17 protein-coding genes are annotated in these 22,762 nt (G+C 40.8%); 12 read left to right on the top strand and 5 right to left on the bottom strand.

Annotated features, from left to right (window positions below; all coding sequences use genetic code 11):
• The first annotated feature begins 32 nt into the window (after nucleotides 1–32).
• Together BVH02_RS15920 and BVH02_RS15915 are read left to right on the top strand one after the other, a co-directional pair.
• Nucleotides 33–1,505 (top strand): pyridoxal phosphate-dependent decarboxylase family protein, encoded by a 1,473-nt coding sequence (locus BVH02_RS15920; protein ID WP_086502457.1) that lies wholly within the window; start codon nucleotides 33–35, stop codon nucleotides 1,503–1,505.
• A gap of 104 nt (nucleotides 1,506–1,609) precedes the next feature.
• Entirely contained in the window at nucleotides 1,610–2,086 is a 477-nt protein-coding gene (locus tag BVH02_RS15915; RefSeq protein WP_086502456.1) for an acyl-CoA thioesterase, read from the top strand.
• A gap of 329 nt (nucleotides 2,087–2,415) precedes the next feature.
• Here BVH02_RS15915 and BVH02_RS15910 read toward each other — a convergent pair whose 3' ends face one another.
• Complete coding sequence (locus tag BVH02_RS15910) at nucleotides 2,416–4,494, bottom strand: family 20 glycosylhydrolase (protein WP_086502455.1); 2,079 nt, start codon at nucleotides 4,492–4,494, stop codon at nucleotides 2,416–2,418.
• Nucleotides 4,495–4,692: 198 nt separating this feature from the next.
• Here BVH02_RS15910 and BVH02_RS15905 point away from each other — a divergent pair, with 198 nt between their 5' ends.
• From BVH02_RS15905 to BVH02_RS15895, 3 genes are all read left to right on the top strand, one after another.
• Nucleotides 4,693–6,024, top strand: a complete 1,332-nt coding sequence (locus BVH02_RS15905; RefSeq protein ID WP_086502454.1) for a GntP family permease — start codon at nucleotides 4,693–4,695, stop codon at nucleotides 6,022–6,024.
• A gap of 68 nt (nucleotides 6,025–6,092) precedes the next feature.
• Nucleotides 6,093–6,494 carry an ACT domain-containing protein gene (locus tag BVH02_RS15900; protein WP_086502453.1) on the top strand — a complete coding sequence of 134 codons (402 nt, stop codon included), beginning with the start codon at nucleotides 6,093–6,095 and terminating at the stop codon, nucleotides 6,492–6,494.
• A gap of 76 nt (nucleotides 6,495–6,570) precedes the next feature.
• Nucleotides 6,571–7,380: a polysaccharide deacetylase family protein gene (locus BVH02_RS15895; RefSeq protein WP_394363991.1), complete on the top strand. Its 810-nt coding sequence runs from the start codon at nucleotides 6,571–6,573 to the stop codon at nucleotides 7,378–7,380.
• A gap of 255 nt (nucleotides 7,381–7,635) precedes the next feature.
• Here BVH02_RS15895 and katG read toward each other — a convergent pair whose 3' ends face one another.
• Nucleotides 7,636–9,894: a catalase/peroxidase HPI gene (katG, locus tag BVH02_RS15890; RefSeq protein WP_086502451.1), complete on the bottom strand. Its 2,259-nt coding sequence runs from the start codon at nucleotides 9,892–9,894 to the stop codon at nucleotides 7,636–7,638.
• Nucleotides 9,895–10,381: 487 nt separating this feature from the next.
• On the opposite strand from katG, the gene BVH02_RS15885 reads away from it, so the two are divergent.
• The 4 genes from BVH02_RS15885 (at nucleotide 10,382) to BVH02_RS15870 (ending at nucleotide 14,126) form a co-directional block, all read left to right on the top strand.
• Entirely contained in the window at nucleotides 10,382–10,942 is a 561-nt protein-coding gene (locus BVH02_RS15885; RefSeq protein ID WP_086502450.1) for a LemA family protein, read from the top strand.
• 208 nt (nucleotides 10,943–11,150) lie between these two features.
• Nucleotides 11,151–12,833, top strand: a complete 1,683-nt coding sequence (locus tag BVH02_RS15880) for a DUF2207 domain-containing protein (RefSeq protein ID WP_086502449.1) — start codon at nucleotides 11,151–11,153, stop codon at nucleotides 12,831–12,833.
• Nucleotides 12,834–12,897: 64 nt separating this feature from the next.
• Nucleotides 12,898–13,413 carry a DUF1648 domain-containing protein gene (locus BVH02_RS15875; protein ID WP_086502530.1) on the top strand — a complete coding sequence of 172 codons (516 nt, stop codon included), beginning with the start codon at nucleotides 12,898–12,900 and terminating at the stop codon, nucleotides 13,411–13,413.
• Nucleotides 13,410–14,126 (top strand): hypothetical protein, encoded by a 717-nt coding sequence (locus BVH02_RS15870; RefSeq protein WP_086502448.1) that lies wholly within the window; start codon nucleotides 13,410–13,412, stop codon nucleotides 14,124–14,126. The genes BVH02_RS15875 and BVH02_RS15870 overlap by 4 nt, the downstream gene beginning before the upstream one ends.
• Nucleotides 14,127–14,276: 150 nt before the next feature.
• Here the strand turns inward: BVH02_RS15870 and BVH02_RS15865 are convergent, their stop codons facing one another.
• The 3 genes from BVH02_RS15865 to BVH02_RS15855 form a co-directional block, all read right to left on the bottom strand.
• Nucleotides 14,277–15,059, bottom strand: coding sequence for an SDR family NAD(P)-dependent oxidoreductase (locus tag BVH02_RS15865; protein WP_086502447.1), 783 nt, complete (start codon nucleotides 15,057–15,059; stop codon nucleotides 14,277–14,279).
• A 220-nt stretch (nucleotides 15,060–15,279) separates the two neighbouring features.
• Entirely contained in the window at nucleotides 15,280–16,380 is a 1,101-nt protein-coding gene (locus BVH02_RS15860) for a sugar phosphate isomerase/epimerase family protein (protein WP_223271883.1), read from the bottom strand.
• A 3-nt stretch (nucleotides 16,381–16,383) separates the two neighbouring features.
• Nucleotides 16,384–18,936, bottom strand: a complete 2,553-nt coding sequence (locus BVH02_RS15855; RefSeq protein ID WP_086502446.1) for a DUF7133 domain-containing protein — start codon at nucleotides 18,934–18,936, stop codon at nucleotides 16,384–16,386.
• 278 nt (nucleotides 18,937–19,214) lie between these two features.
• On the opposite strand from BVH02_RS15855, the gene BVH02_RS15850 reads away from it, so the two are divergent.
• From BVH02_RS15850 to BVH02_RS15840, 3 genes are all read left to right on the top strand, one after another.
• The gene (locus BVH02_RS15850; protein ID WP_086502445.1) at nucleotides 19,215–19,547 is read left to right on the top strand and encodes a 2Fe-2S iron-sulfur cluster-binding protein; all 333 of its coding nucleotides are present in this window, start codon (nucleotides 19,215–19,217) and stop codon (nucleotides 19,545–19,547) included.
• 85 nt (nucleotides 19,548–19,632) lie between these two features.
• Nucleotides 19,633–20,766, top strand: a complete 1,134-nt coding sequence (locus BVH02_RS15845; protein WP_086502444.1) for a DEAD/DEAH box helicase — start codon at nucleotides 19,633–19,635, stop codon at nucleotides 20,764–20,766.
• A 231-nt stretch (nucleotides 20,767–20,997) separates the two neighbouring features.
• The gene (locus tag BVH02_RS15840; RefSeq protein WP_086502443.1) at nucleotides 20,998–22,755 is read left to right on the top strand and encodes an arylsulfatase; all 1,758 of its coding nucleotides are present in this window, start codon (nucleotides 20,998–21,000) and stop codon (nucleotides 22,753–22,755) included.
• Nucleotides 22,756–22,762 lie beyond the last annotated feature (7 nt).

Here is a 22,762-nt window from a genome sequence, read left to right as displayed (position 1 = left end):
CAATTGGAGCGAAGAAGTTAAAAAGCAAAATCATGACTAAAATAAGGAAATCGTCCATCGAAATGAACCCAGAGGAATTTCGAAAAATAGGCCATCAGTTAATCGATGATATTGCGGAATTTTTTGAGTCAATTGATCAGAAACTTGTTACTCCACATGAAAGCCCAATTCTATTACAGAAATTAGTTGGCAATCTTCCTATACCTGAAAATGGTCAGGATGCGGAAGAGTTAATTTCTAAATCTACCGAGCTATTATTTAACCACTCCTTATTTAACGGACACCCTAAATTCCTAGGATACATTACTTCCTCTCCAGCCCCTATTGGAGCCTTAGCCGATTTGCTAGCTGCTGCTGTCAATCCAAACGTTGGAGCACATATTTTAAGCCCTATTGCTACTGAAATTGAAAAACAAACGGTTGGATGGTTGGCAGAATTTATTGGCCTTTCATCTGATTATGGTGGGCTTTTAGTCAGTGGTGGAAACATGGCAAATTTCACCGGATTCTTGGCCGCAAGAACAGCTAAGGCACCCATGAGTATTAAAGATGATGGGGTAGGAAGTTCGTCGAAGAAACTGACCGTTTACTGCTCTAAAACTACACATACCTGGATTGAAAAGGCAGCTATTCTATTTGGTTTAGGCTCCAACTCGATACGATGGATAAAAACCGACCCATCCAATAGGATGGATACTCAGGCCTTAGAAACATCGATTAAAAACGATTTAGAAAATGATTGTTTACCCTTGATGGTTATTGGCACCGCTGGCGATGTGAGCACTGGTGTCGTGGATAATCTGAGTGAACTATCAGCTATTTGTAAGAAATACGATCTATGGTTTCATATTGACGGAGCTTATGGTGCTCCCGCTGCGATCATCCCTGAGCTCAGTCCTCTCTTTGAAGGGATGAAAGATGCAGATTCAATTGCACTAGACCCTCATAAATGGCTTTATTGCCCGCTCGAAGCTGGGTGTGCTTTGGTGAAAAATCCACAGCATTTAATAGACACTTTTAGTTCGCACCCAGAATATTACAACTTCAGTAATAACGGTGAAGGTGTAGCTCAAAACTTTTATGAATATGGATTACAAAACTCCCGTGGATTTCGAGCCTTAAAAGTCTGGCTCACCCTACAGCAGTTAGGTCGACGTGGCTATGAAAAATTAATCCGTGAGGACATTGAGCTATCAGAAATGTTATACCACCTAGCCGACAACCACCCAGAGTTGGAAGCTGTTTCGCAAAATTTAAGCATCACTACGCTCAGATATATTCCGCTAGAGAACACTCTAGAAGAGGAGTATCTGAATCAATTAAATGAGCATCTGGTAAATGATTTGCAATCTGGTGGAGAAGTCTTTTTATCTAATGCCGTAGTCTTTGACAAGTATTGCCTGCGAGCTTGTTTTGTGAATTTCAGAACTTCCGAGAAAGACGTTGTAGAAATTATTGAGATAATAGTGAAGGAAGGGCGAAAAATACATTTAAGGCTATCCTAAAAGGAGGTGCAGCAATCTAATGTAACAGCTCTGGACTTCCTCTATATCCTTCAGTAAACCGAAATTTACCTTAGCTTAGCAACTTTTAAAGATCACTCAAACCTATGGACACCTCACATAAAACCTCCTTCCAGTTTATCTCAGAACCTTCAGATATCAATTTTGGTGGCAAAGTACATGGAGGTGTGGTGATGAAATGGATTGATCAGGCGGCTTATACCTGCGCTCGAACTTGGTCAGAATCCTACTGCGTGACTGTCTATGTCGGCGGTATCCGCTTCTATAAGCCTATCAATATCGGTGAGGTAATCAAAGTGGAATGCGCTGTGATCTACACCGGAAGCTCCAGCATACACATCATGGTGGAGGTTTATTCTAGAGATTTTGGTCACAAAGAGTTTGAGAAAAAGACGCACTGCATCATCATTTTTGTATCTGTAGATGAGAATGGTAATCCTCAAGAGGTGAAGCCTTGGATACCAGAAACAGATCAAGAGAAAAAATTGGAAGAGTATGCAATCAAGCTAAAAGCACTCAGAGAGCACATCCATAACGAGATGAAACCTTTCTTTAATGAGTAGTTTTTAGGTGACAAATAGTGAGATATTAAATGTCGTTAGTTGTAAGTTTTGTGAGTAGTAAATACCAAGCTCAATTCTCTTCCAGCGGTACAATACTTTTGTAGAAAAGGAATGGATTTAAGCTTATTCGTTCCATCGGAACGTTTGGTGAATAAAGTTTCCTCCTAGTTTAGAATTTAATGAAAGTTAAGTTCAGCAATCAAAAAGAAGTCCTGCTTCTGGAGAAGCAGGACAACCTACCTTGCCAAATTTTGTGACCTTGGTGGCTAGCAAAAGTGCAGAATATAAGACTTTCGAGGTTCTGAAAACCTCAAAAGTCATATTCTACCTTATTTATTCTTCAAATCACCAGTCATCTCAAAGCTATTACCTTCCTTGATTTTTTGGATAAACAAGTTCTCCACATAGAATTGCCAGTCCGAAAACTTAACTGCCTGATTCGCTAGATGCGCATGGTGATCTTGATCCAAGATGTATTCAGCAGGCTTGTCAAGTACTCTAGTTTTTCCATAAACTTTTTCCAACTCCCCCATCTGAGATTTCCATTCACCTTCAAGACTCAATAATTTGTCCTTAGTAGCATCCCTCTCTTCAACTGTTTTTGCTAAGTCCCATTCCGCTAGAAGAAGTAAAGACTTGTTAGAAAACTGAGTAACCTTTGCCACCTGCTCATAGACTTCAAGCGTGTAGGTATTGCGTAAAGCCACCTTTTTAGAAGCTGCAATTTTAACCAAAACAGAATCCACCATTTGCTGACTCTCTCTGGCCTTCGCTAGTTTCTCTTTATTTCTCTCGGACCATTCGCCAGGGGAATCTGCCTCCGGCAAAGTCAAAACAGCATCCTGCATAGGATTTTCCATTCTTTTCAATCGATTTCTATCTCTAGAATCTAGCAAGGCATTTTTCCAAAAAGCAACTGGCGCTTCCAAGTCATTAATAAAGGCATAGTCTGAGGCAGCCAACTCACTTCCAAAAGTTCGTTGTCTAAAGGCTGAATTAAGTTCTTCTGAGCTTCGTTTTTCGCCTGACCATGTATATTCAGCAAAAATGGAGATTCCTCTTTGATACAATTCAAAATGTGGAGAATCATCATCCCAAAGTGTTAGCAGCAAACCTTCCGCCTTATTATCTATAGAAATCTTTGCAAAATCCCGAATATTTGCTGTATTGCTTTCTTCGAGTGGCATAAGAACCCAACGTGTTTGCCCTGCTGTAGCTCCCATCACTTGGAAACCATGATCAGTGAACCACTTCATGGCACGATTATTCCCATGGGTCTCGGGCATTTCATAATTCCAACGCATGTAAATGCAATTTTTAGGGAACAAATCCACATACTTATTGAGATTAGGCTCATTCACAGTCCAAATACTATCCACCTGTGCCTCTGTTAGTTTTCGATTGAAAATCGATCCATAAACCCCAGCATTTTGAAGAGGCATATCGTCCCAAAAAATCGGAGTAACATTGTGTTCTTCTGCATACTTACTAACTCTATTCAACCAAGTCAATTGCAATTCCAAATCTGATTTCCCACTCCCTCTACCTGTAGTATGCACTTCATCTCCGCCTACATGTAAGTATTGCGCAAAAGGAAATGCGGCTAGTGCATCAGAATACAAATCAAATTGCACTTCGTATGTGCGTTCATCCAGAGGATTAAAAGCCCAGTCGTTTGTTAGATCATCCCGGAGATCCTTATATTCTTCATGTTTTAGTATAAAAGAAGCATGTCCTAGACCTTGTACCAAAGGTGAAATTCTAATATTTCTAGCCATGGCATACTCGCTCAGCTCCTTCCATTCTGCAATAGACCAGGCATCTGCAGAACCTACTTTTGGCTGTTTCACAAAAGCCAACTTGTCCTCTATTTCAAGAATTATCCCGTTGATTTTCTGATCAGCCAAGCGATCCATCAGTTCGTAATAGTATTCCTTCTTTTCCAAATGATGCTTCACATCGAGCTGAATCGCACGGTACTGAAGTGCAGGTTCGTCTTTCACAGAGATCAAAGGTATGGCCGCATCCTGATCTAGTGCATCTTCCACCAGTTGACCTAGCGTGATCACACCATACCAAAGTCCTTCTTTGCTAGAAGCTGAAATATCAATATGATCTTCGGAAATCTCAAGTGTGTACCCTTCTGCCTTCAGGTCTAAACTGGTATCAAGTGTAAAAGTCACAGACTTGTCTACAGATTCCTGGAGTGCTTTACCAGAAATATAATCCGATTTAGCTTGATCTACTAGCCCTTCAACGTCAGAAGCAGACAATTCAGAAATTCCTGAAATCACAACCGAACTAGGGCTAGGTAAAATCATGAAGATCCCTTCCTTTTTAGGAGTGGTGGTGCAGGAAGCGAAAATCACAGCGATTAACAGCAATCCTACTAGTGAAAATAAGCGCATGTAAAGAGGTTATGTTTTAAAAATAATTTTGAATCGGCTAAAATACCAAATATTCATCCTTTAAGAAGCCGTTCAACAAACAATTGGAAAGCTAAACGAGTGCTGCGCATTATTATTCCGCTTTTTTCCCTAATTTTTAGCTTGAAGGTTTGAAAACCAATCTATTCAATCCCTTTTTTAAACCCAACCTAACCCAAAATGCTCACGCTACTGATTATCCTTTTTGCCTTGGCACTGATTCTTATTGCCATCGTCAAATTCGACATCCACCCATTTCTTGCACTTTTTTGTGGAGCCATACTCTATGGTCTGCTTGTAGGTATGCCAGGGGAATTAATCTTACAATCCATTTCTGAAGGTTTTGGAGGAGTGCTGGGAAGTATAGGATTATTGATATTGCTAGGTGTGATGATGGGCGTGTTTTTGGAAAAAACAGGTGGAGCACTAGTTATAGCTGAAAAAATCCTGAAGTGGATTGGAGAAAAGTCAGTGACGCTTTCCATGATGATATCAGGATATATCCTTTCAATTCCGGTCTTTGGAGACAGCACCTTTATCATGATGAATCCGATCAGTAAGTCGCTTTCGTTGAAGAGTAAAGTTCCCTACGCTGCCACCACTATCGCGCTAGCTTTAGGTGCTACGGCCTCGCACTCACTCGTCCCTCCTACTCCAGGCCCTATTGCTACGGCAGGAATCTATGAGGCAGATCTTGGAATGATTATTTTTTACGGACTTATCGTCAGTATTATCGCCTTGATTCCCAGCTATATATTTGTGAAAAAAGTGGCCTACAAAATTCCTTTGACTCCAAAAATGGCAGTGAATACTGAGGAAATTGACATCAAAAATAGACCCTCAGCTTTTGCTTCCTTCTTGCCAGTAATTGTACCACTGATCTTGATCATTGTAGCTTCCATTGCAAAGTATCCCACCAAACCACTGGGAGAAGGTACTTTTTATACGGTTATGCAATTTGCAGGAAGTCCCGTGATCGCCTTATTATTAGGAGCTTTTCTAGCCTTTTCATTACCTAAGAAATTCGATGCTAAATTACTTTCTTCTAGTGGCTGGTTGGGTGAAGCAATCCTGATTGCTGCTCCAGTAATTCTGATTACGGGTGCAGGAGGAGTATTTGGGAAAATGCTTCAAAACTCAGGAATCGGCGATATGGTCAGCAGCAGCATGAGCGGGGCGAGTTGGGGGATCTTCCTTCCTTTCTTAATTGCCTTTGCGCTGAAGACAGCTCAGGGATCTTCAACAGTAGCGATGATCACTACCGCATCCATTGTCGCTCCATTACTAGGCTCTCTGGGACTCGACACAGAAACCATGCGTGTATTTGCAGTACTAGCTACAGGAGCTGGAGCCATGGCGATCTCCCATGCCAATGACAGTTTCTTCTGGGCAGTCACCCAACTCTCCGGATTATCCATCAAGCAAGGCAATCAAACACACAGTCTGGGAACGCTGATTATGTCCGTGACGGCTATTAGTGTCATTTATCTGATTACGTTGGTCGTAAATTAAGAATTGGTAAAGCTTCTAAATTAAAGCCCTCAGAAACATAAATTCATTTAAAATATATACTGACTTAAATGACAGGAGAAACAAGATTAGCCCAATTAATTAAAGGAATGACCCCAAAACTGAATGAAGGGGAATACGTATTTGCCACAATAGAAAACATAAATGAAATTGACCGTGCCGACACGATTTGTGAATTCAAGGAAAGTGAAGGAACCACTATTATCGTCGAACGGCAAAGAGCGGATGAGCTAAATCTATCCTATCAATACGTATCTTCTTGGATTACACTGATGATTCACTCCTCACTGGAGGCCGTTGGATTAACAGCACTTTTTTCAACTGAATTAGCGAAAAATGACATAAGCTGTAATGTCGTCGCTGGTTATTATCACGATCACATATTTGTGGATATTAAGGATTCGGAAAAGGCAATTAAAGTGCTTAATCAATTGGCTAATCGGTACAAATAGAGATAATTACTCATTTGTGAAAAAAAGGAAGAATAAGTTTTAACCACATAGTAAATCCCCTGATTGGCTAACTTTCATTTCTCCAAAAACAAACGATCATGCAAAACTCATAATCTTATTTTTTGCTTTTCTCTCTATTTTCACTAGCCATGCCCAAATCATTAAACAACCGATTCCAGACAAGTTGGTTGTGTTGACCTTTGACGATGCACCGGCGAGTCATTATACTATCGTAGCTCCTATGTTGATGGAATATGGATTTGGTGGTACTTTCTTCGTCTGTGAGTTTCAACCTAATTATTCGGACAGCACCTTATACATGAATTGGCGCCAGATTCAAGAATTGGACAAGATGGGTTTTGAGATCGCAAATCACACCCATACCCATTCCAATGTCAGTAAATTATCACAGGCAGAATTCAACCATCAGCTCACATACATTGAATCCAAATGTGACTCTCTGGGAATTCCAAAACCCACTAACTTCGCCTATCCTGGTTATGGATTGAACGCTCAGTCTTTAGCGTTTTTGGGAGAAAAAGAGTACGTCTTTGCGCGCGCTGGAGGTAGCAGAGTATATGATCCCGTGAAGGATCATCCATTTTTGATTCCTAGTTGGGCGACGGATGAGACGAACAAAGCTGAGATCATGAAAGCTTTTAATCAAGCCGAGGATGGGAAAATTGTAGTTCTGACAATTCACGGCGTTCCCGATATCGAGCATCCTTGGGTGAATACGCTACCAGAGCTTTTTAAGGGATATTTGCAGTACCTCAAGGAAAATGATTTCACAGTTATTTCAATGCGAGAACTGGAGGACTTCATAGATGTGAATGTAGCCAAGCGATTGATAAAGCCTGATTTTTCTAAAAAGCTTAGTAATTAGTATCTGTTAAAAGTAGAATACAAGGTTTCGACTCCGCTCAACCTGACACTCTTCGACTCTGCTCATCCTGACAAAATTCAACTCCGGTCAACAAGGCGACCAACCTTTTCGTGATTCTTTGTGCACTTCGTGGGCTAAAAACACCTTCTTTATTTATGTTCCTACGAAAAACTCTGTAATCCCAGCAGTTAAAAAAAATAAAAAAAGGTGACCCGTTTCCAGATCACCTATTCTCTATCTATTTAAAGATTCGACTTAAGCCAGATCGTAACGATCAAGCATCATCACCTTATCCCATGCTGCCACGAAGTCCTTCACAAACTTATCCTGTGAATCAGAAGCTGCATAAAACTCAGACAATGCTCTAAGCTCAGAATTCGACCCGAAGATCAAATCAGCTCTAGTTCCAGTCCATTTAACCTGACCAGACTTGCGATCTGATCCTAAGAATGCATGCTGCCCTTTATCCGCTGCTTTCCAAGTAATACCCATATCCAAGATATTAAGGAAGAAATCATTGGTCAAAGCACCTGGAGTGGAAGTGAACATACCGTGTCTAGATCCATCATAGTTGGTACCGATCACTCGAAGTCCACCAATAAGAACAGTCATTTCTGGAGGAGTAAGTTTCAGTAATTGCGCACGATCAATAAGCATTTCTTCTGCTGAAGCATTATGTGCAGGTCTGAAATAATTACGGAATCCATCAGCTCCCGGCTCCATAGCCGCAAAAGAAGCTACATCAGTTTGAGCTTGAGAAGCATCTCCACGCCCAGGAGTGAAAGGAACGTGGATGTCACTTCCAGCATTTTTCGCTGCTTTTTCTACACCAGCACATCCTGCCAATACAATCATGTCAGCCAAAGAAATCTGCTTTCCACCAGCCTGAGCATTGAATTCCTTCTGAATAGTTTCCAGTTTATCGATTACTTTTCCAAGCTGAGATGGATTGTTTACTTCCCAATATTTCTGTGGAGAAAGTCTAACTCTCGCACCATTGGCACCTCCACGCATATCTGATCCACGGAAAGTAGAAGCAGAAGCCCATGCTGTAGAAACCAACTCAGATATCGTAAGTCCAGAATCCAGCACTTTCCCTTTTAGCGAAGCTACATCATGCTCATTCACTAATTCATGAGAAACTGTTGGGATCGGATCTTGCCAGATCAATTCTTCAGCAGGAACTTCTGGGCCTAAGTAACGCTGAATAGGTCCCATATCTCTGTGAGTTAATTTGTACCAAGCTCTAGAGAAAGCCTCTGTAAACTCAGATGGATTTTCAAAAAACCGCCTAGAAATCTTTTCGTATGCTGGATCTTCTCTCAATGCCAAATCTGTCGTCAACATACCTGGCGCCTGTGATTTAGCTTGATCAAAAGCATCAGGAACAGTACCTGCGCCGCCTCCTGCTTTAGGTGTCCACTGATGTGCACCCGCTGGGCTTTTAGTCAATTCCCAATCGAATCCGAATAAATTTTCAAAGAAAGTATTATCCCATTTCGTAGGTGTCTGAGTCCAAGTAACTTCAAGACCAGATGTAATCGTGTCTCCTGAGTGTCCCTTTCCAAAAGAACTTTTCCAACCCAATCCCATCTCTTCAATTCCTGCACCCTGTGGCTCGTGACCTACAAAATCTCCTGGATCTGCCATACCGTGAGTTTTCCCAAAGGTATGACCGCCAGCGATCAAGGCTACAGTTTCCTCATCATTCATAGCCATTCGGCCAAAAGTCTCGCGAATATCATGCGCTGCCCCGATTGGATCTGGCTCACCTTTTGGCCCTTCTGGATTCACATAGATTAATCCCATATGAGAAGCACCTAGTGGATTTTCCAATTCTCTATCTTCACCTTCACTTGCATATCGTTCCTGATCGCCAAGCCATTCTCCCTCAGATCCCCAGTATATATCTTCCTCTGGCTCCCACACATCCACACGACCGCCGGCAAAACCGAAGGTTTCCAATCCCATCGTCTCCAAAGAGACATTTCCCGCTAGGATCAACAAATCCGCCCAAGAAAGCTTGTTGCCATATTTTTGCTTGATCGGCCAAAGTAAGTAACGGGCTTTGTCAAGGTTGGCATTATCAGGCCAGCTATTAAGCGGCGCAAAACGCTGGGAACCAGAACCTGCCCCACCTCTACCATCAGCGATACGGTAAGTGCCTGCACTGTGCCAGGCCATTCGGACGAAAAATGGACCGTAATGCCCGAAATCTGCTGGCCACCAGTCCTGAGAATCAGTCATTAGATCAGCAAGATCTTTCTTCACCGCAGCTAAATCCAATTTCTTAAATTCCTCCGCATAGTTAAAGTCTGGACCCAGAGGATTAGACTTCGAAGAATGCTGACGCAGAATATTCAAATTTAACATATTTGGCCACCAGTCGCGGTTTTTTGTTCCACCACCTGCAGTCTGATGAATTGATCCACTGGTAAAAGGGCACTTGGCCGAACTATCATTTACATCCCACACAGGATCTGTGTAATTGTCTCCGTTTTCTTTATCGCTCATCTTATAAAAATTTATTTTTCAATTTATTATGAAAGCTAATATAGCAAATGAAAAACGCATGTAATTGAAAATCCTATTGATAATAACTATGACTGTTGGCGTTTACGATAAAATCGACTTCCTATAATAGGTGTTCCATAGCAATAGTTATATAATCCATCACTGCATTAGCGTATGATTAAGTTATCAAGAGTGAATTATATGTATAAATGCTTTTGCGCAAGTAAAAGACTAAAAGCAACTTCTAATATGGCAAACACCAAGATTGCATATACATCGGTCAGCCGCCCTCGGTCTTCTCGCTAGTCAAACTGTGAAAACAAGGTTACTGGCATGTTTGCGGATAATCATATTGCATTATTCTGATTCTCTTGAATTCTGAAAAAAAGGTGGTATTTTGAAAACGAAAAACTTTAGGATACCGAAGCTCTAACCTATTTTCCTTTTTTGATATTTCAAGTCCACCTTATTTCAAATTCAACTCATTATGCTACCACTTCTCATTATTGCTGGAATTATTTTATTTCTGAGTATCATACTAATTGGTATTTATAATCAATTTGTAAAAAACAAGAATACTGTAAAAGACGGTTGGAGTAACATTGATGTGGCACTCAAGAGACGTTATGACCTTATTCCAAATCTTGTAGAAACTGTAAAGGGCTATGCAAGCCACGAAAAAGAAACGCTCGAGGCAGTGATTCAAGCTAGAAATGCAGCTATGTCTGTACCATCAGATGACATCAATGCGCAGATCAAGGCAGAAAATCAGCTTCAGCAAACACTGAGAAGTATTTTTGCGCTGAGTGAAGCATATCCTGATCTAAAAGCAAATACTAATTTTCTACAGCTTCAGGATAAACTGAATGAGATCGAGGAAAACCTGGAACGAGCCAGACGGTATTATAATGGCACTGTTCGGGAGAATAACACTTATGGCGAAAGCTTCCCAGCAGTTATTGTTGCCGGCATGTTCAATTACCAGCATTTTGAATATTTCGAGGCTGAAATAGAAAGCCGTGAAAATGTAAAAGTGAGCTTCACTTAATGAGGTAATCCGCAAATTTGCAAGTAACCTTATTTTCTTTTATTTACTGGACGGTAGGCCGAAGACGAATGACCGAAATGGCCTAAAATGCTAATTGTAGATTATTTTATGATGCTTTTTTCTCTTTTAATTGCGCATAATCAAACTCACATATTTTAGTCTAAAAACAAGAAATTCACATGAGCTTTGCAGGTACAATAGCAGTAGTATGAAAAAATTTACCCTTCTATTTCTCTTACTTTTTGCGCAGCTAGTATCCCATGCACAAGATTTTACGGTCACGAGCTATGTTGTGAATATTACACTTCACAAGGAAGGCTACTTTGACGTCGTCGAGAAGTACGATATTTATTTTGAAGAACCGAAGCATGGAATATTCAGGGATATTTTGCTTTCCTATGATTTTCTAAGCGAAAAAGACAGAGAGGAGAAACGTCAAATCAAACTTAGTAACATCGAAGTACCTAATCACCAATTTGATGCGCCTTCTGCCTTTGGACAGAAATTCTCTAAAAATGCACGAATCAAAATCGGCGATGCGGATGTGACTTTAGAAGGGACGCAGCAATACGAAATCAGGTATAGAGTTGAGAATGCATTCATCCACGATGAAGAAGCCATCCACTTTTATTGGAATATCAAGCCTAGTGATTGGTACGCTCCTTTCAATAAAATCGAATTTCGGGTTCATATGCCTAATGGAGTCACCTTAGCTGAGGGAGACTACTTCATGTATACTGGCGAAATTGGCTCTGACATCCCAGCAACAGACTTTGAAACCTCGTATTCTAATGGAATTTACTCTGGAAAAAGTAAACCTGATGTGGTGTCGTTTGGTGGTGAAGCAGTTACTGTTTTATTGAAATTACCACTGAAATCTATCAAGGAAATAAAACCTGTCTGGCCATTTTGGACTGAATATGGATGGACTTTGATTCTACCCTTGGTCTATTTTAGCTTTTATTTTATTTGGAAAAAGCATGGTAAAGACGACCATGCCACCACCACCACGAGCTATTACCCGCCAAAAGGAATGGATCCTGCAATGGTGGGTTATTTGATAGATGATTCGGGAGATACGGCAGATTTGATTTCACTTATTCCTTATTGGGCTTCTCTAGGCTACCTGACGATTGAGGAGATCGATAAAAAAGGCTGGTTTGCACAGGACGACACCAAACTCATCAAATTGAAAGACATTGAAACAGATGCTCCATTATATCAGACTCAGCTTTTCAATGGTTTATTTGCTGGAAAAACAGAGTTATTGGTCAGTAGCCTTAAGGAAAAATTCTATACTACGATGGCCACTGCACGAGAAGGCTTAAAAGATGCTGCTCAGATATACTATGTCAATAAGTCTCGCCAAATCAAGAATTACACCATCATCGGTTTAATCCTATTGATGTTCATCCTAGTGCCTACATTCCTTTTCTATTGGGGAATATTAGCTGCCATAGCTGTAGGAGGCTCTTTTATTTTCTTAATCATCATAAGTCAATTTATGATTAAGAAGAATATAGAAGGGACCATGATTCTTTCTGAGCTAAAAGGCTTCAAGCAGTTTATCAAAGTAGCTGAAGAGAACAAACTCAAAATGCTACTCAAAGAAGATCCCACTTACTTCGAGACCACGATGAGCTATGCTTTGGCCTTCGGAATGTTTGACAAATGGGCAAAAAAATTCGATGGGCTTAATCTCCAACCTCCTACTTGGTATAATTCCTCCACAGGTAGAATTATGTCAATGAATCATTTTTCCAAGTCATTCACTAACTCCATCAAATCAACCCAATCAACTATGGTAAGTTCTCCTTCAAGTTCTGGAGGATCTGGAGGCGGAGGATCATCTGGAGGTGGATTTGGTGGCGGTGGTGGCGGAAGCTGGTAAAAGCGACTTTAATGTTACGGCTATTAGATATGCTAACTACATATCAAAAGCAGAAATTCAAAAGATGTCAGAAAGACCACAACTCAAATTAAAACTTGGCCCAGCAGATATAATGCTGGAAATGCTCGGCTCATTGGCGATTTTAGCACTTTGGGGATTGGTAATCTCACACTATTCCAGCCTTCCGGATTCTATTCCTGTCCATTTTAATGCAGAGGGTTTGCCAGATAGATTTGGCGGAAAGGCAAACTTATTCCTCGTACCGATCATGTCAACATTTACTTTTTTCGGATTGACCTTCCTGAATAGATTCCCAGAAATCTTTAACTATCCAGTTGAAATTACTGGAGTAAGCGCTCTGGTTCAGTACAGGAATATGACACGAATGATACGATATCTAAAAATGATATTAGTAGTGATTTTTGGATTTATAGTTTTTAAAAACATTCAAGTTGCCTATGGTAATCAAGAAGGATTAGGAGACTGGTTTCTGCCCATTGCTTTAGCATTTCTTTTTCTCCCTTTAATTTACTTTATCTCCAATTCTTTTAGAATCAATAAGAAACTTCAGTCAAAATGAACCGAGAACAACTTCAAAAAGATATTTTTCCGGCAGAACTTATTTTAAAACTCTTTGGGAATGAAACAAAACTTCCAGATAAAATAACCCTTATAAATGACTACATCGAAGGCGTCAAAGGTTCATATGATGCCGAGGTTCTAAAGATTATTCAGAATAATCAAATTGCTCATATTTACTGGGAAGCGGGAAACTATGAACATGCTATTGCCCATTTTGAAATTGTGGTGGAGAATATGGAACCGGAAGACAAGCCTTCACTATATTTTCTTGCGCTGAATCTACTAATACGAAGTAACAGAATGCTTTCCAAAATTGAAAAAGCGCTTACCTGGTCAATTCAAGCGCTGAACAACAGTCATATTGCTACCGAGAATTATAGGCTAATAAATCTGAAAGAATACGCTGAACTCCTCACAGACACCGAAGAGAATTTTGATGATAAGTATTTACCCGTGATAAAATCGATAATTGATTTCTACGGTATTCCTATAGAAGTAAATGATCCGATCGATACGGTCAAACTTATTCATCAAATGCATTCATATTGGGCAAAAAAACTAACTGTTTTAGAAGCAAAAATCAGAAAATCAGATCCGGATATGATGATTAGGGAATATGAAGAATACGCATCTTCCTGCGAAATAGAGTGGTATAGAAACTATGCTGAGAATTCACTTGAAAGACTTAAAAACAAAAAATCACAAGACTAATTACTTGTGATTTTCTGTTCTTTTGAATTTGTAATTCCGAAGGACTATCCGAGGATTTGCCATCCTAAGAGATTTTGAGAGTCTCTGATTTATAAAGTATTAACAAAACGCTGTGCCGGCGCGCCGCCACTAGACATCATTTATCTCAAACTACCTCGCTGTCCATCCCCCATCTACAGTCAGCATCGAGCCCACCATGTACGTTCCTGCAGCTGAAGCCAGGTAAATGGCTGCTCCCTGGATTTCTTCCATTCTCCCCCATCTGCCAAGTGCAGTAGCACCCACAATAAATTTCTTCCCTTCTTCTGTATCAGCAATCGGCAAATTCATTTCCGTCAAAAATGGCCCAGGACAGATCGCATTCACCGTGATATTGAATGGTGCAAACTCCAAACCAAGCGCTCTAGTCATCTGAACTACTGCTCCTTTGCTAGATGCATACGGAGTTCTATTTGATAGTCCAACCAATCCCAAGGTGCTGGCTAAATTGATAATGCTTCCCTTGCCAGCTTCCTTCATATAGGGGGTGACAGCCTTACAGCAAAGCCAAGTTCCAGTAACATTGATATCCATCACTTTGCTGAATTCTTCCAGTTGCAATTCATCGATCGCACCGCGAATATTGATTCCTGCACTATTGATCAGAATATCTATACTTCCAAAGGCATCAAAAGCCGCTTTTGCCATGGCTTCTGTCTGATCCTTATCCACTACATCCGCTTCAAAAGCTATTGCTTTCACTCCATATAATTCAGAGATTCTCTTAGCTGATTCCTCAGCTTCTTTCAGTGTTCTACTTACTAGCATCACATTCGATCCAGCTGAAGCAAGTCCCTCCGCCATGGCTAAGCCTAGACCTTTCGAGCCACCGGTGATAATAGCTGCTTTTCCGCTTAGGTCAAAAAGTTTGATTCCTGGTAATTTTTCAGACATGATAGTTAAGGGTTAATAGGTTAATGGTTAGATATTAATTATTGATTTATATGTATATCCACTTTTCTGCCAGTATAGCATTAAAGGAAGTGGTTAAAGCTAGGATTGAGGCTACTTCGGTCACCGGTCTTCGGTCTTCGGGCCAGCAAACCAAAGAAAATAAGACTAGTTGCATCATTACTGATAATCACATTGATTTTACACATTTTTTAAAAACCACTTAAACCAATCCTAAGGAATTTCTGCTGTAACTCAAGCATGCTAAAACGTTATGCTCTTCATAAGCCAATTGCTCTTCTTTAGACATTCCTGTTACATGAGGCAATTCACCTTTGAACTCATTTTTATGGATCAAGCGATCTATTCTTGCCACCTCTAAACCAGACAGGTGATCGAAGGTGTTATAATAACTTTCGGTCAAAGTTGGGATTTCTAGTGGATCACGTGTGATCATTTCCAAGCTAAAGTTAATGTCTGGATTATGCTTTTTGCATAATGCAACAGCTGATTTCAGATCAACAACTCCCTCTCCCAAGGGCACCTCAGAAAGCAAAAAACCATCGGCATAGCTTTTCACACCCATATCTTTCACATGCGTGGAAAACGCATAGGGAGCCAAAGTTTCGATAACTTCATTAGGATTCTCCATGAAAGATAGATTATTACCGAAATCCAAGGTCACTCCCACCCATTCACTTCCAAGGTTAACAATAATTGCTTCCAGCTCTTTTGCAGTCCAATCCTTATGATTTTCTACCGCCAATTTGATCTTGTGTTTTCTTACTATAGGCTCGGCCAGTTCTATGGATTGTAACGCGTTTTTTCTAAACTCCTGAAATTCCTCTTTTGTCTTAAAATTCACATATCTACGTCCACTCAAACAGGCAGTTCTAAGTAGGCTTGCACCAGCTTCCTTCGCAGCTAAAACTTCTGATTCAAATTTCGCTAACTCATCTTTTGACTTGGGAAGCGCAATGCTTCCTTCCAGATACAAACCAGTTTTTTCGCGTACATCCCGCACTTGTTTTGCAAAATCGGTAGCCCATCCATTCACCACTGTCTGAACCCCTCCTGCTCCTATAGCCTTGCAATGCTGCATCAAACTGAGTGCATTTTCAAATCCGGGATATTTTGAGCTAGGGGTATCAGAATGCCATCTAGCAGCATAGGAATGCACGACTATTCCCATCGGATCATCCTTTAGAAAATCTGGAATACTAGGCATTGGAAAGCTCATCGCCATTGCTCCCAAGCTTGCGGTCTTGATGAAATTTCTTCTGTTAGAATCAAAACCGGTAAAATTAGCATTCAGGTCTTTCATAGGTCAGGGTTTTGGGGCTTCCTCAGGAGGCAAAGCTTCGATATACTCATTCAACTCAGTTGCTTTCCAAGGATATACTCTCCCTTGAGTGGTGAGGCGAGTTTTGCTGACTGTACGACCTGATATTGGTGGAGCTTGATTGCCCCACTCATTTCTAATATAAGTCAAAATTGCTGCTATACTTCCATCATCCATGGTAGAATGAGCTGGCATAACAGGTAGAATATCAGGCGCATCGTAGGTTTTTCCAGCCACATCAATTGGACCTTCCAAACCATGCAGTAAAATCATCGCAAGTCTTCGCTCATCTCCCAATACCCACTCAGAATTCGTCAAAGGTGGCCCCATTCTCGGAGCTCCTCCTCCATCAGACCCATGGCATCCTGCACAGGTTATGAGGAATTTCTGCCGGCCTTGTGCAAATTGCTGCATTCCCTTTTCATCCAACTGGCTTTCAGCCACAGCTACCTGAGAAGGTTCAAAGCCAGGCCAAGAAAATATTCTCATTAACATATCCAGACGATTTCCATCGATCGGGAGGTCAGTTCGCTTGAAAAGCGAAGGTTCAAATTTTAGCGCTATTGGTTCCTTGTCCTTTAAATTGGCAGCCTGAATAGACATTCCGGAAATCAATATATTCTCTTTCCAACCTAGCTTTTTAGCATCAGCCATGCTCAAAAGGCAATTAACTTCAGAAGCATTTCCATTTTTCAATACTGAAGTAGCAAGTGTTTCAAGCAAAATCTCTTTGATCTGATCCTGCTTCTCCCAATCTGCAGACACCCAGAGCTTTTTCAAGAAACCATATTCTCTCCCAGCCAAACTGCTCATCATTGCATCCCGAATAAGGGCATCTTCTCCATATAACTTAAAAATTGCAGTTAGCATTTTTCCAGCTTCATCTGCAGAAAGCACATAACTACTCAAGGCAAGTTGAAGAGCTTCTTCATGTGTTGCTTCTGCAGCTGCATCCTGCATAGCTATAGCTAGTTTTGATCCTATTGCAGAAGATGCTTGCGCAAATGGCTCTAACAGTCTAAGCGCAGTACTTTGTATCAAGCCAGAAGATTGCTCGAAAACTGAAATAAGAAAATTTTCGGAAAGTACGCCCAGCCCTTCCAAAGTCCACAGTGCATGGAATCGGCCCATCTCGCTAGAATTTGAATCAGAAATGACTTTCATCAATTCTTCCTTCACACTTTTATCATTTCTCTCCACCAACAGTCGCTGAGCCATATCTCTGTACCAGCCGTCTTTGTCAGAAAGAAATGCGATTAACTCTTCATTAGTCGCTTGAGAAAGTTTTGGCATTGCTCGTTTGCTTTTTCCTTCAGGAACAATCCTCCAAATTCTACCCAAATGAATAGGCATCAGCAAACCTCTATCCGCTGTTTGCTGAGCCAAATATGGCGTGAGATATTCTCCATGCTGGATCAAACCGCGATACATATCGGCAACGTATAGCGCGCCATCAGGTCCAGTTGCAAAATCGGAAGGACGAAAACGCTCATCAGTTGAAGCCAAGAACTCCTTCCCAGGATTTGGATCAATTCCAGTGATAGTATTCCCATTCTCTGCCAAGACATTCCTCTTCACAAGATTACCTGCTGGCTCAGCCACAAATGCATTTCCATAATATTCCTCCGGAAAAAGTGTGCTTCTGAAAACCAAAGGAGAACAGGCAGCTGTGAATTCCATGAGCCTTTGATTTTCATCCAAAACTCCCGGTATATAACCCCTATTTACTGCAGGAGTGGCCCGAATAGGATAAACTCTACGATCCTGCGCCACTCCATGATCGATCCCAGTGGATGGACTATGGTTGGGGTTTCGAGAAAGATAATTGGGAGGAACTAAGTCTGCATGAAGTTGCGACCAATTGTAATTGTAAAACAGTCTTCCCTGATCATCTTGGCTAATTCCCCACTGCCCACGGAATTCGGTCAATTCTCTGATCCATTCCCCACTCTGATATTTATATCTGATTTTTGACTTTGCATTGTAATACCAGTTATCAACGTTTCGAAGCAAGCCATTGTCTGAATGCTCCGGATTTCCTGATGAAGCATATGTTGAATCCAACAAAATCTTGGTATCAGCTTTCATATCTCCATCCAAGTCCTGTGTCACCCAAAGCGCACTATTTTCCGCTACCAAAACTCCATCCGCAAAAAAACCAAGGGCACGAGGCATAATCAAACTATCCATGTAAATGGTCCTTTTGTCCATCACCCCATCCCCATCTTTATCTTCCAAAATGGAGATTCTCCCTATGGGTTTATCCTCTTCAGACCCCAATGTATCGGTCATAAATCCGCGCATCTCTATTACCCATAGTCTTGCATCTTCATCAAAAGTGATAAAAACAGGTTCCTCCACCATAGGTTCGGCCGCTACTAACTGAATAGCAAATCCAGATTCTAATTGAAAAGTCGCTAATTCTTCCTCAGCAGTTCTTGCAGGAGAAGGGTTTGAGGGATCATCACTGGTATTTTTGGCACAAGAGGCCAAAATCATTACTGCAAAAAAGTAAGATATACTTCGGGTAATCGACATACTACAACTACTGGATTTTGGGTTTGATCTAGGCAACCTAATTCAAGCTTGTCTATATAAATATGGAAAGCATAAAAAAGGGTCTGTACAATTTGACACATATTCGGCTGATACACAAACAGGAATTACAATAACGGTAGATAGAAAACTGATGATTTCATACAAACTTAGGTTTATTCCTTTTCTACCACGCTTTAATACATTTTCTTTACTTTAGACAGTCTGCTTTTATGAAAAAAAGTAAAATCCAATCCCGCTATGAAGCACGCTAAGTTCTAATGTCGCGAATCACCTTTACACTTATAGATACTATTGGGAAAATACATGAAATAGTAACCCAGCAGAAGTCCTACCCATCTTTGATGGAGCTGATCGTCAATGAGCTTCTGGAAGATATTGGTGATTGTAAAGGGAGAATTTGGTGCGGCACCTGCATAGTCAAGCAAGTAAAAGGCAGTGCAACTGGACCAATTGATACAGAGGAAGCAAATCTCTTGTCCGAGTATCCCAATGAAGATTATGCTTCGATTAGACTTTCCTGTCAATTGGAAATCACCTCAGAATTAGAAGGCACAAGCTGGCTAGTCGTAGATAGCAGATTAGATATTTAACTAATGAATTGATTTTTCGATAATCAAACTTCCTAACAACTCGGCTCTAATTTCTATCACTTAACTTTGCGCAAAATACAAACTCATGAACTTTTCAGATTTAGGACTTTCCAAGCAAATACTTGACGCTATCAAAAAGGCTAATTATGATAGCCCTTATCCTATACAGATAGAAGCTATCCCCGCTATTTTGCAGAAGAAAGATGTGCTTGGTATCGCGCCTACTGGTTCTGGAAAGACTGCTTCATACATCCTCCCTATTCTTCAGAGACTTCAGGAAAAAGAGCCAAATAAAGGTAGAATGATTCCTATTCTTGTGCTTGTTCCTACTCGGGAACTGGCTAGCCAAGTTGCTGAAGTCACGGAGAACTTTGCGCGTTTTTTGACTAGACCAGTAAAAGCTTTGGCTGTTTTCGGAGGAGTTTCAATCAACCCGCAGATGATGAAGATCTACGGAACGGATATTTTGGTAGCCACACCGGGTCGATTATTGGATCTACTTTCAAAGAACTCGCTTAATCTTAATCAAGTGGAAGTTCTAGTTTTGGATGAAGCAGATAAGGTTTTGAATATGGGCTTCAAAGAAGAAGTGGATCAAATTCTAGAAAGACTTCCTAAAAAACGTCAAAACATACTTTTCTCGGCGACAAGTGAAGAATCTGTAGAAGATTTGATCAACGAGATGCTCCATGAGCCTGTTAGAATCTCTGCCGAACCAGACACTGTTTCTCCTGATCTTATCGAACAGTATGCGTACCGTGTTCCTATGGAGTCAAAAGGGCCTTTTCTTCGTTATTTGATAAACTCAGGCGACTGGTCACAGATTTTGGTTTTTGCATCTTCTATCCGTGCAGCGGACAACATCGTTACCAAACTCAACAAAAACGGGATTGAAGCATTGGCTTTTCATGGGGACAAAAGCCAAGGTGCTAGAACCGAAGCATTGCATACATTCAAATCTGGGAAAACAAGAATTCTTGTAGCCACTGATTTGGCAGCAAGAGGAATTGACATCAAGTTTTTACCATTGGTGATCAATTACGAATTGCCTCGCTCACCAAAAGACTATGTGCATAGAATCGGTAGAACTGGGCGTGCAGGAGCAACTGGAGAGGCTATTTCTTTGGTATCAGAGGAAGAATTGCATCACTTCAAAATCATCCAAAAGAAGATGAAAAAGCATGTTCAGCTGAGAAGTATAGATGAGATTGAGTTTTAAATCAGCTTACAATACCTGTATTCCTAGAATAAATTATTGATGGTGCAATTTGGCAATTTCCCTTTTTTTTTAAACGGGATCAGGGGGATTTATCCTTGCCAAAAAACTTCTAATTCTGATAGGTAGGTCATAAAATTACTGATCTTTATGACCGCCCAAATTCATAACAGGATAGCATTTCTCCCAAAAGAATATATTTTTAGACTATTGTTACCACCTAATTTTAGTCTAATGCACATTCATCGTTCCCTTTTTACCTTAGTTTTTTTCATCTCCTTCAGTTTTAGCTTTGCGCAGCAAAAAACTAAATCTCCCAATGTAATCCTCATCATCACCGATGATCAAGGCTACGGTGACTTGGGAACAAATGGCAATCCTCATATCAATACGCCAACGATAGATGCATTTGCAGCGGAGAGTGTCCGATTCACCAATTTCTATGTATCTCCAGTTTGTGCTCCTACACGAGCTAGCCTGATGACAGGAAGATATTCTCTGAGAACTGGAGTTCGTGACACCTACAATGGCGGCGCGATGATGGCAGAGTCCGAAGTCACGATTGCCGAACTTTTAAAATCTAAAAATTACGTAACTGGAATTTTCGGAAAATGGCATTTGGGAGACAATTACCCTATGCGTCCGAGCGATCAGGGGTTTGATGAGTCAGTCATTCACCTTTCTGGCGGAATGGGCCAAGTGGGTGATTTCACTACCTATTATCAAGGAGATCGAAGCTATTTTGACCCGGTTCTTTGGCATAACAATGAGCAAGAAAGCTATGAGGGATACTGCTCCGATATTTTCGCAACTGAGGCGATCAACTTCATAGAGAAGAATAAAGACAAACCATTTTTCACCTATTTATCCTTCAATGCGCCCCATACGCCACTTCAAGTTCCAGATGAGTATTATCAAAAATATAAGGACATAGATCCGTCAGCCGGTTTTGGCGAAGATGGGAAGCCATTCTATCCTATGTCAGAAGGGGATAAAGAGGCCGCGAGAAAAGTCTATGCGATGGTGGAAAACATCGATGATAATCTGAAAAAGCTTTTCCTAAAACTCGAAGAGCTAGGAATAGAAGAAAATACCATAGTTATCTTCATGACTGACAATGGTCCCCAGCAACAGCGCTTTGTAGCAGGATTAAAAGGACGTAAAGGCAGTGCTTATCAAGGCGGAATAAGAGCGCCTTTTTTCATTCGTTACCCAGACGGTTTCAAAGGCAATAAGGAAGTCAACACACTATCTGCGCACTTGGATGTGATGCCTACGCTGGCAGAGCTCGTTGGATTTGAGGTGCCAACTGATCGGAAAATTGATGGTCATAGCATGCTTCCTTTGATTAAGGGAGAAAAAAGCAGCACACCAGATCGAAGCTATTTTGCCTACTGGACGCGTAAGTACCCTGAGCTTTATGAGAACATTTCCATTCAGAAAGAAGGTTGGAAATTGGTTGGGAATACGGATTACAATTCCAGTATAGAAAGCTTTGACCTCTTTGATCTGAGCAAAGATCCTTATGAGCAGCAAAATCTATCAGCAAGCAACTCCGCGAAAGCTCTTGAGTTGAAGTCAGAAATGGATGGGATCTATAGAGAATTGATAAACGAGGAAAATCTAGTAAATCCGCCAGTAATTCAAATCGGGAATAAAGCCGAAAACCCAGTATTTCTCAATCGAAACGATGCCGCAGGTGAGCGAGGGATCTGGGATCAGGAGGATATTTTTGGCTATTGGAAAGTGGCTATAGAGCCAGGAGTCTATGACATCAAATTCAAATTTGTGAAACCGGTGCCTCCAAAAGGAAAAATGACTTTGGAAACAGGGAATTATGCAAGCATTGAGGTTGATCAGTCATCTGCCCCTATTGATATTTTGGAAATGAAAAATGTGAAACTCGAACAGACTGTCGGTGATTTACTCCCTTTTTATACAGTAGCAGGCAAGCGATATTTCCCATTTTGGGTGGAGCTTGAGAAAAAATAGACCGTTA

It is taken from the genome of Algoriphagus ratkowskyi, assembly GCF_002150505.1.
GTDB classification, from domain to species: domain Bacteria; phylum Bacteroidota; class Bacteroidia; order Cytophagales; family Cyclobacteriaceae; genus Algoriphagus; species Algoriphagus ratkowskyi.
This window is presented reverse-complemented; position numbering and strand designations above follow the sequence as displayed.

Coding starts and splice junctions, on each gene's coding strand:
- BVH02_RS15915 (WP_086502456.1), top strand. CDS start 1,610: ATGGACACCTCACATAAAACCTCCTTCCAGTTTATCTCAGAACCTTCA.
- BVH02_RS15885 (WP_086502450.1), top strand. CDS start 10,382: ATGCTACCACTTCTCATTATTGCTGGAATTATTTTATTTCTGAGTATC.
- BVH02_RS15875 (WP_086502530.1), top strand. CDS start 12,898: ATGTCAGAAAGACCACAACTCAAATTAAAACTTGGCCCAGCAGATATA.
- BVH02_RS15910 (WP_086502455.1), bottom strand. CDS start 4,494: ATGCGCTTATTTTCACTAGTAGGATTGCTGTTAATCGCTGTGATTTTC.
- BVH02_RS15920 (WP_086502457.1), top strand. CDS start 33: ATGACTAAAATAAGGAAATCGTCCATCGAAATGAACCCAGAGGAATTT.
- BVH02_RS15845 (WP_086502444.1), top strand. CDS start 19,633: ATGAACTTTTCAGATTTAGGACTTTCCAAGCAAATACTTGACGCTATC.
- BVH02_RS15855 (WP_086502446.1), bottom strand. CDS start 18,936: ATGTCGATTACCCGAAGTATATCTTACTTTTTTGCAGTAATGATTTTG.
- katG (WP_086502451.1), bottom strand. CDS start 9,894: ATGAGCGATAAAGAAAACGGAGACAATTACACAGATCCTGTGTGGGAT.
- BVH02_RS15905 (WP_086502454.1), top strand. CDS start 4,693: ATGCTCACGCTACTGATTATCCTTTTTGCCTTGGCACTGATTCTTATT.
- BVH02_RS15865 (WP_086502447.1), bottom strand. CDS start 15,059: ATGTCTGAAAAATTACCAGGAATCAAACTTTTTGACCTAAGCGGAAAA.
- BVH02_RS15900 (WP_086502453.1), top strand. CDS start 6,093: ATGACAGGAGAAACAAGATTAGCCCAATTAATTAAAGGAATGACCCCA.
- BVH02_RS15870 (WP_086502448.1), top strand. CDS start 13,410: ATGAACCGAGAACAACTTCAAAAAGATATTTTTCCGGCAGAACTTATT.
- BVH02_RS15860 (WP_223271883.1), bottom strand. CDS start 16,380: ATGAAAGACCTGAATGCTAATTTTACCGGTTTTGATTCTAACAGAAGA.
- BVH02_RS15840 (WP_086502443.1), top strand. CDS start 20,998: ATGCACATTCATCGTTCCCTTTTTACCTTAGTTTTTTTCATCTCCTTC.
- BVH02_RS15850 (WP_086502445.1), top strand. CDS start 19,215: ATGTCGCGAATCACCTTTACACTTATAGATACTATTGGGAAAATACAT.
- BVH02_RS15880 (WP_086502449.1), top strand. CDS start 11,151: ATGAAAAAATTTACCCTTCTATTTCTCTTACTTTTTGCGCAGCTAGTA.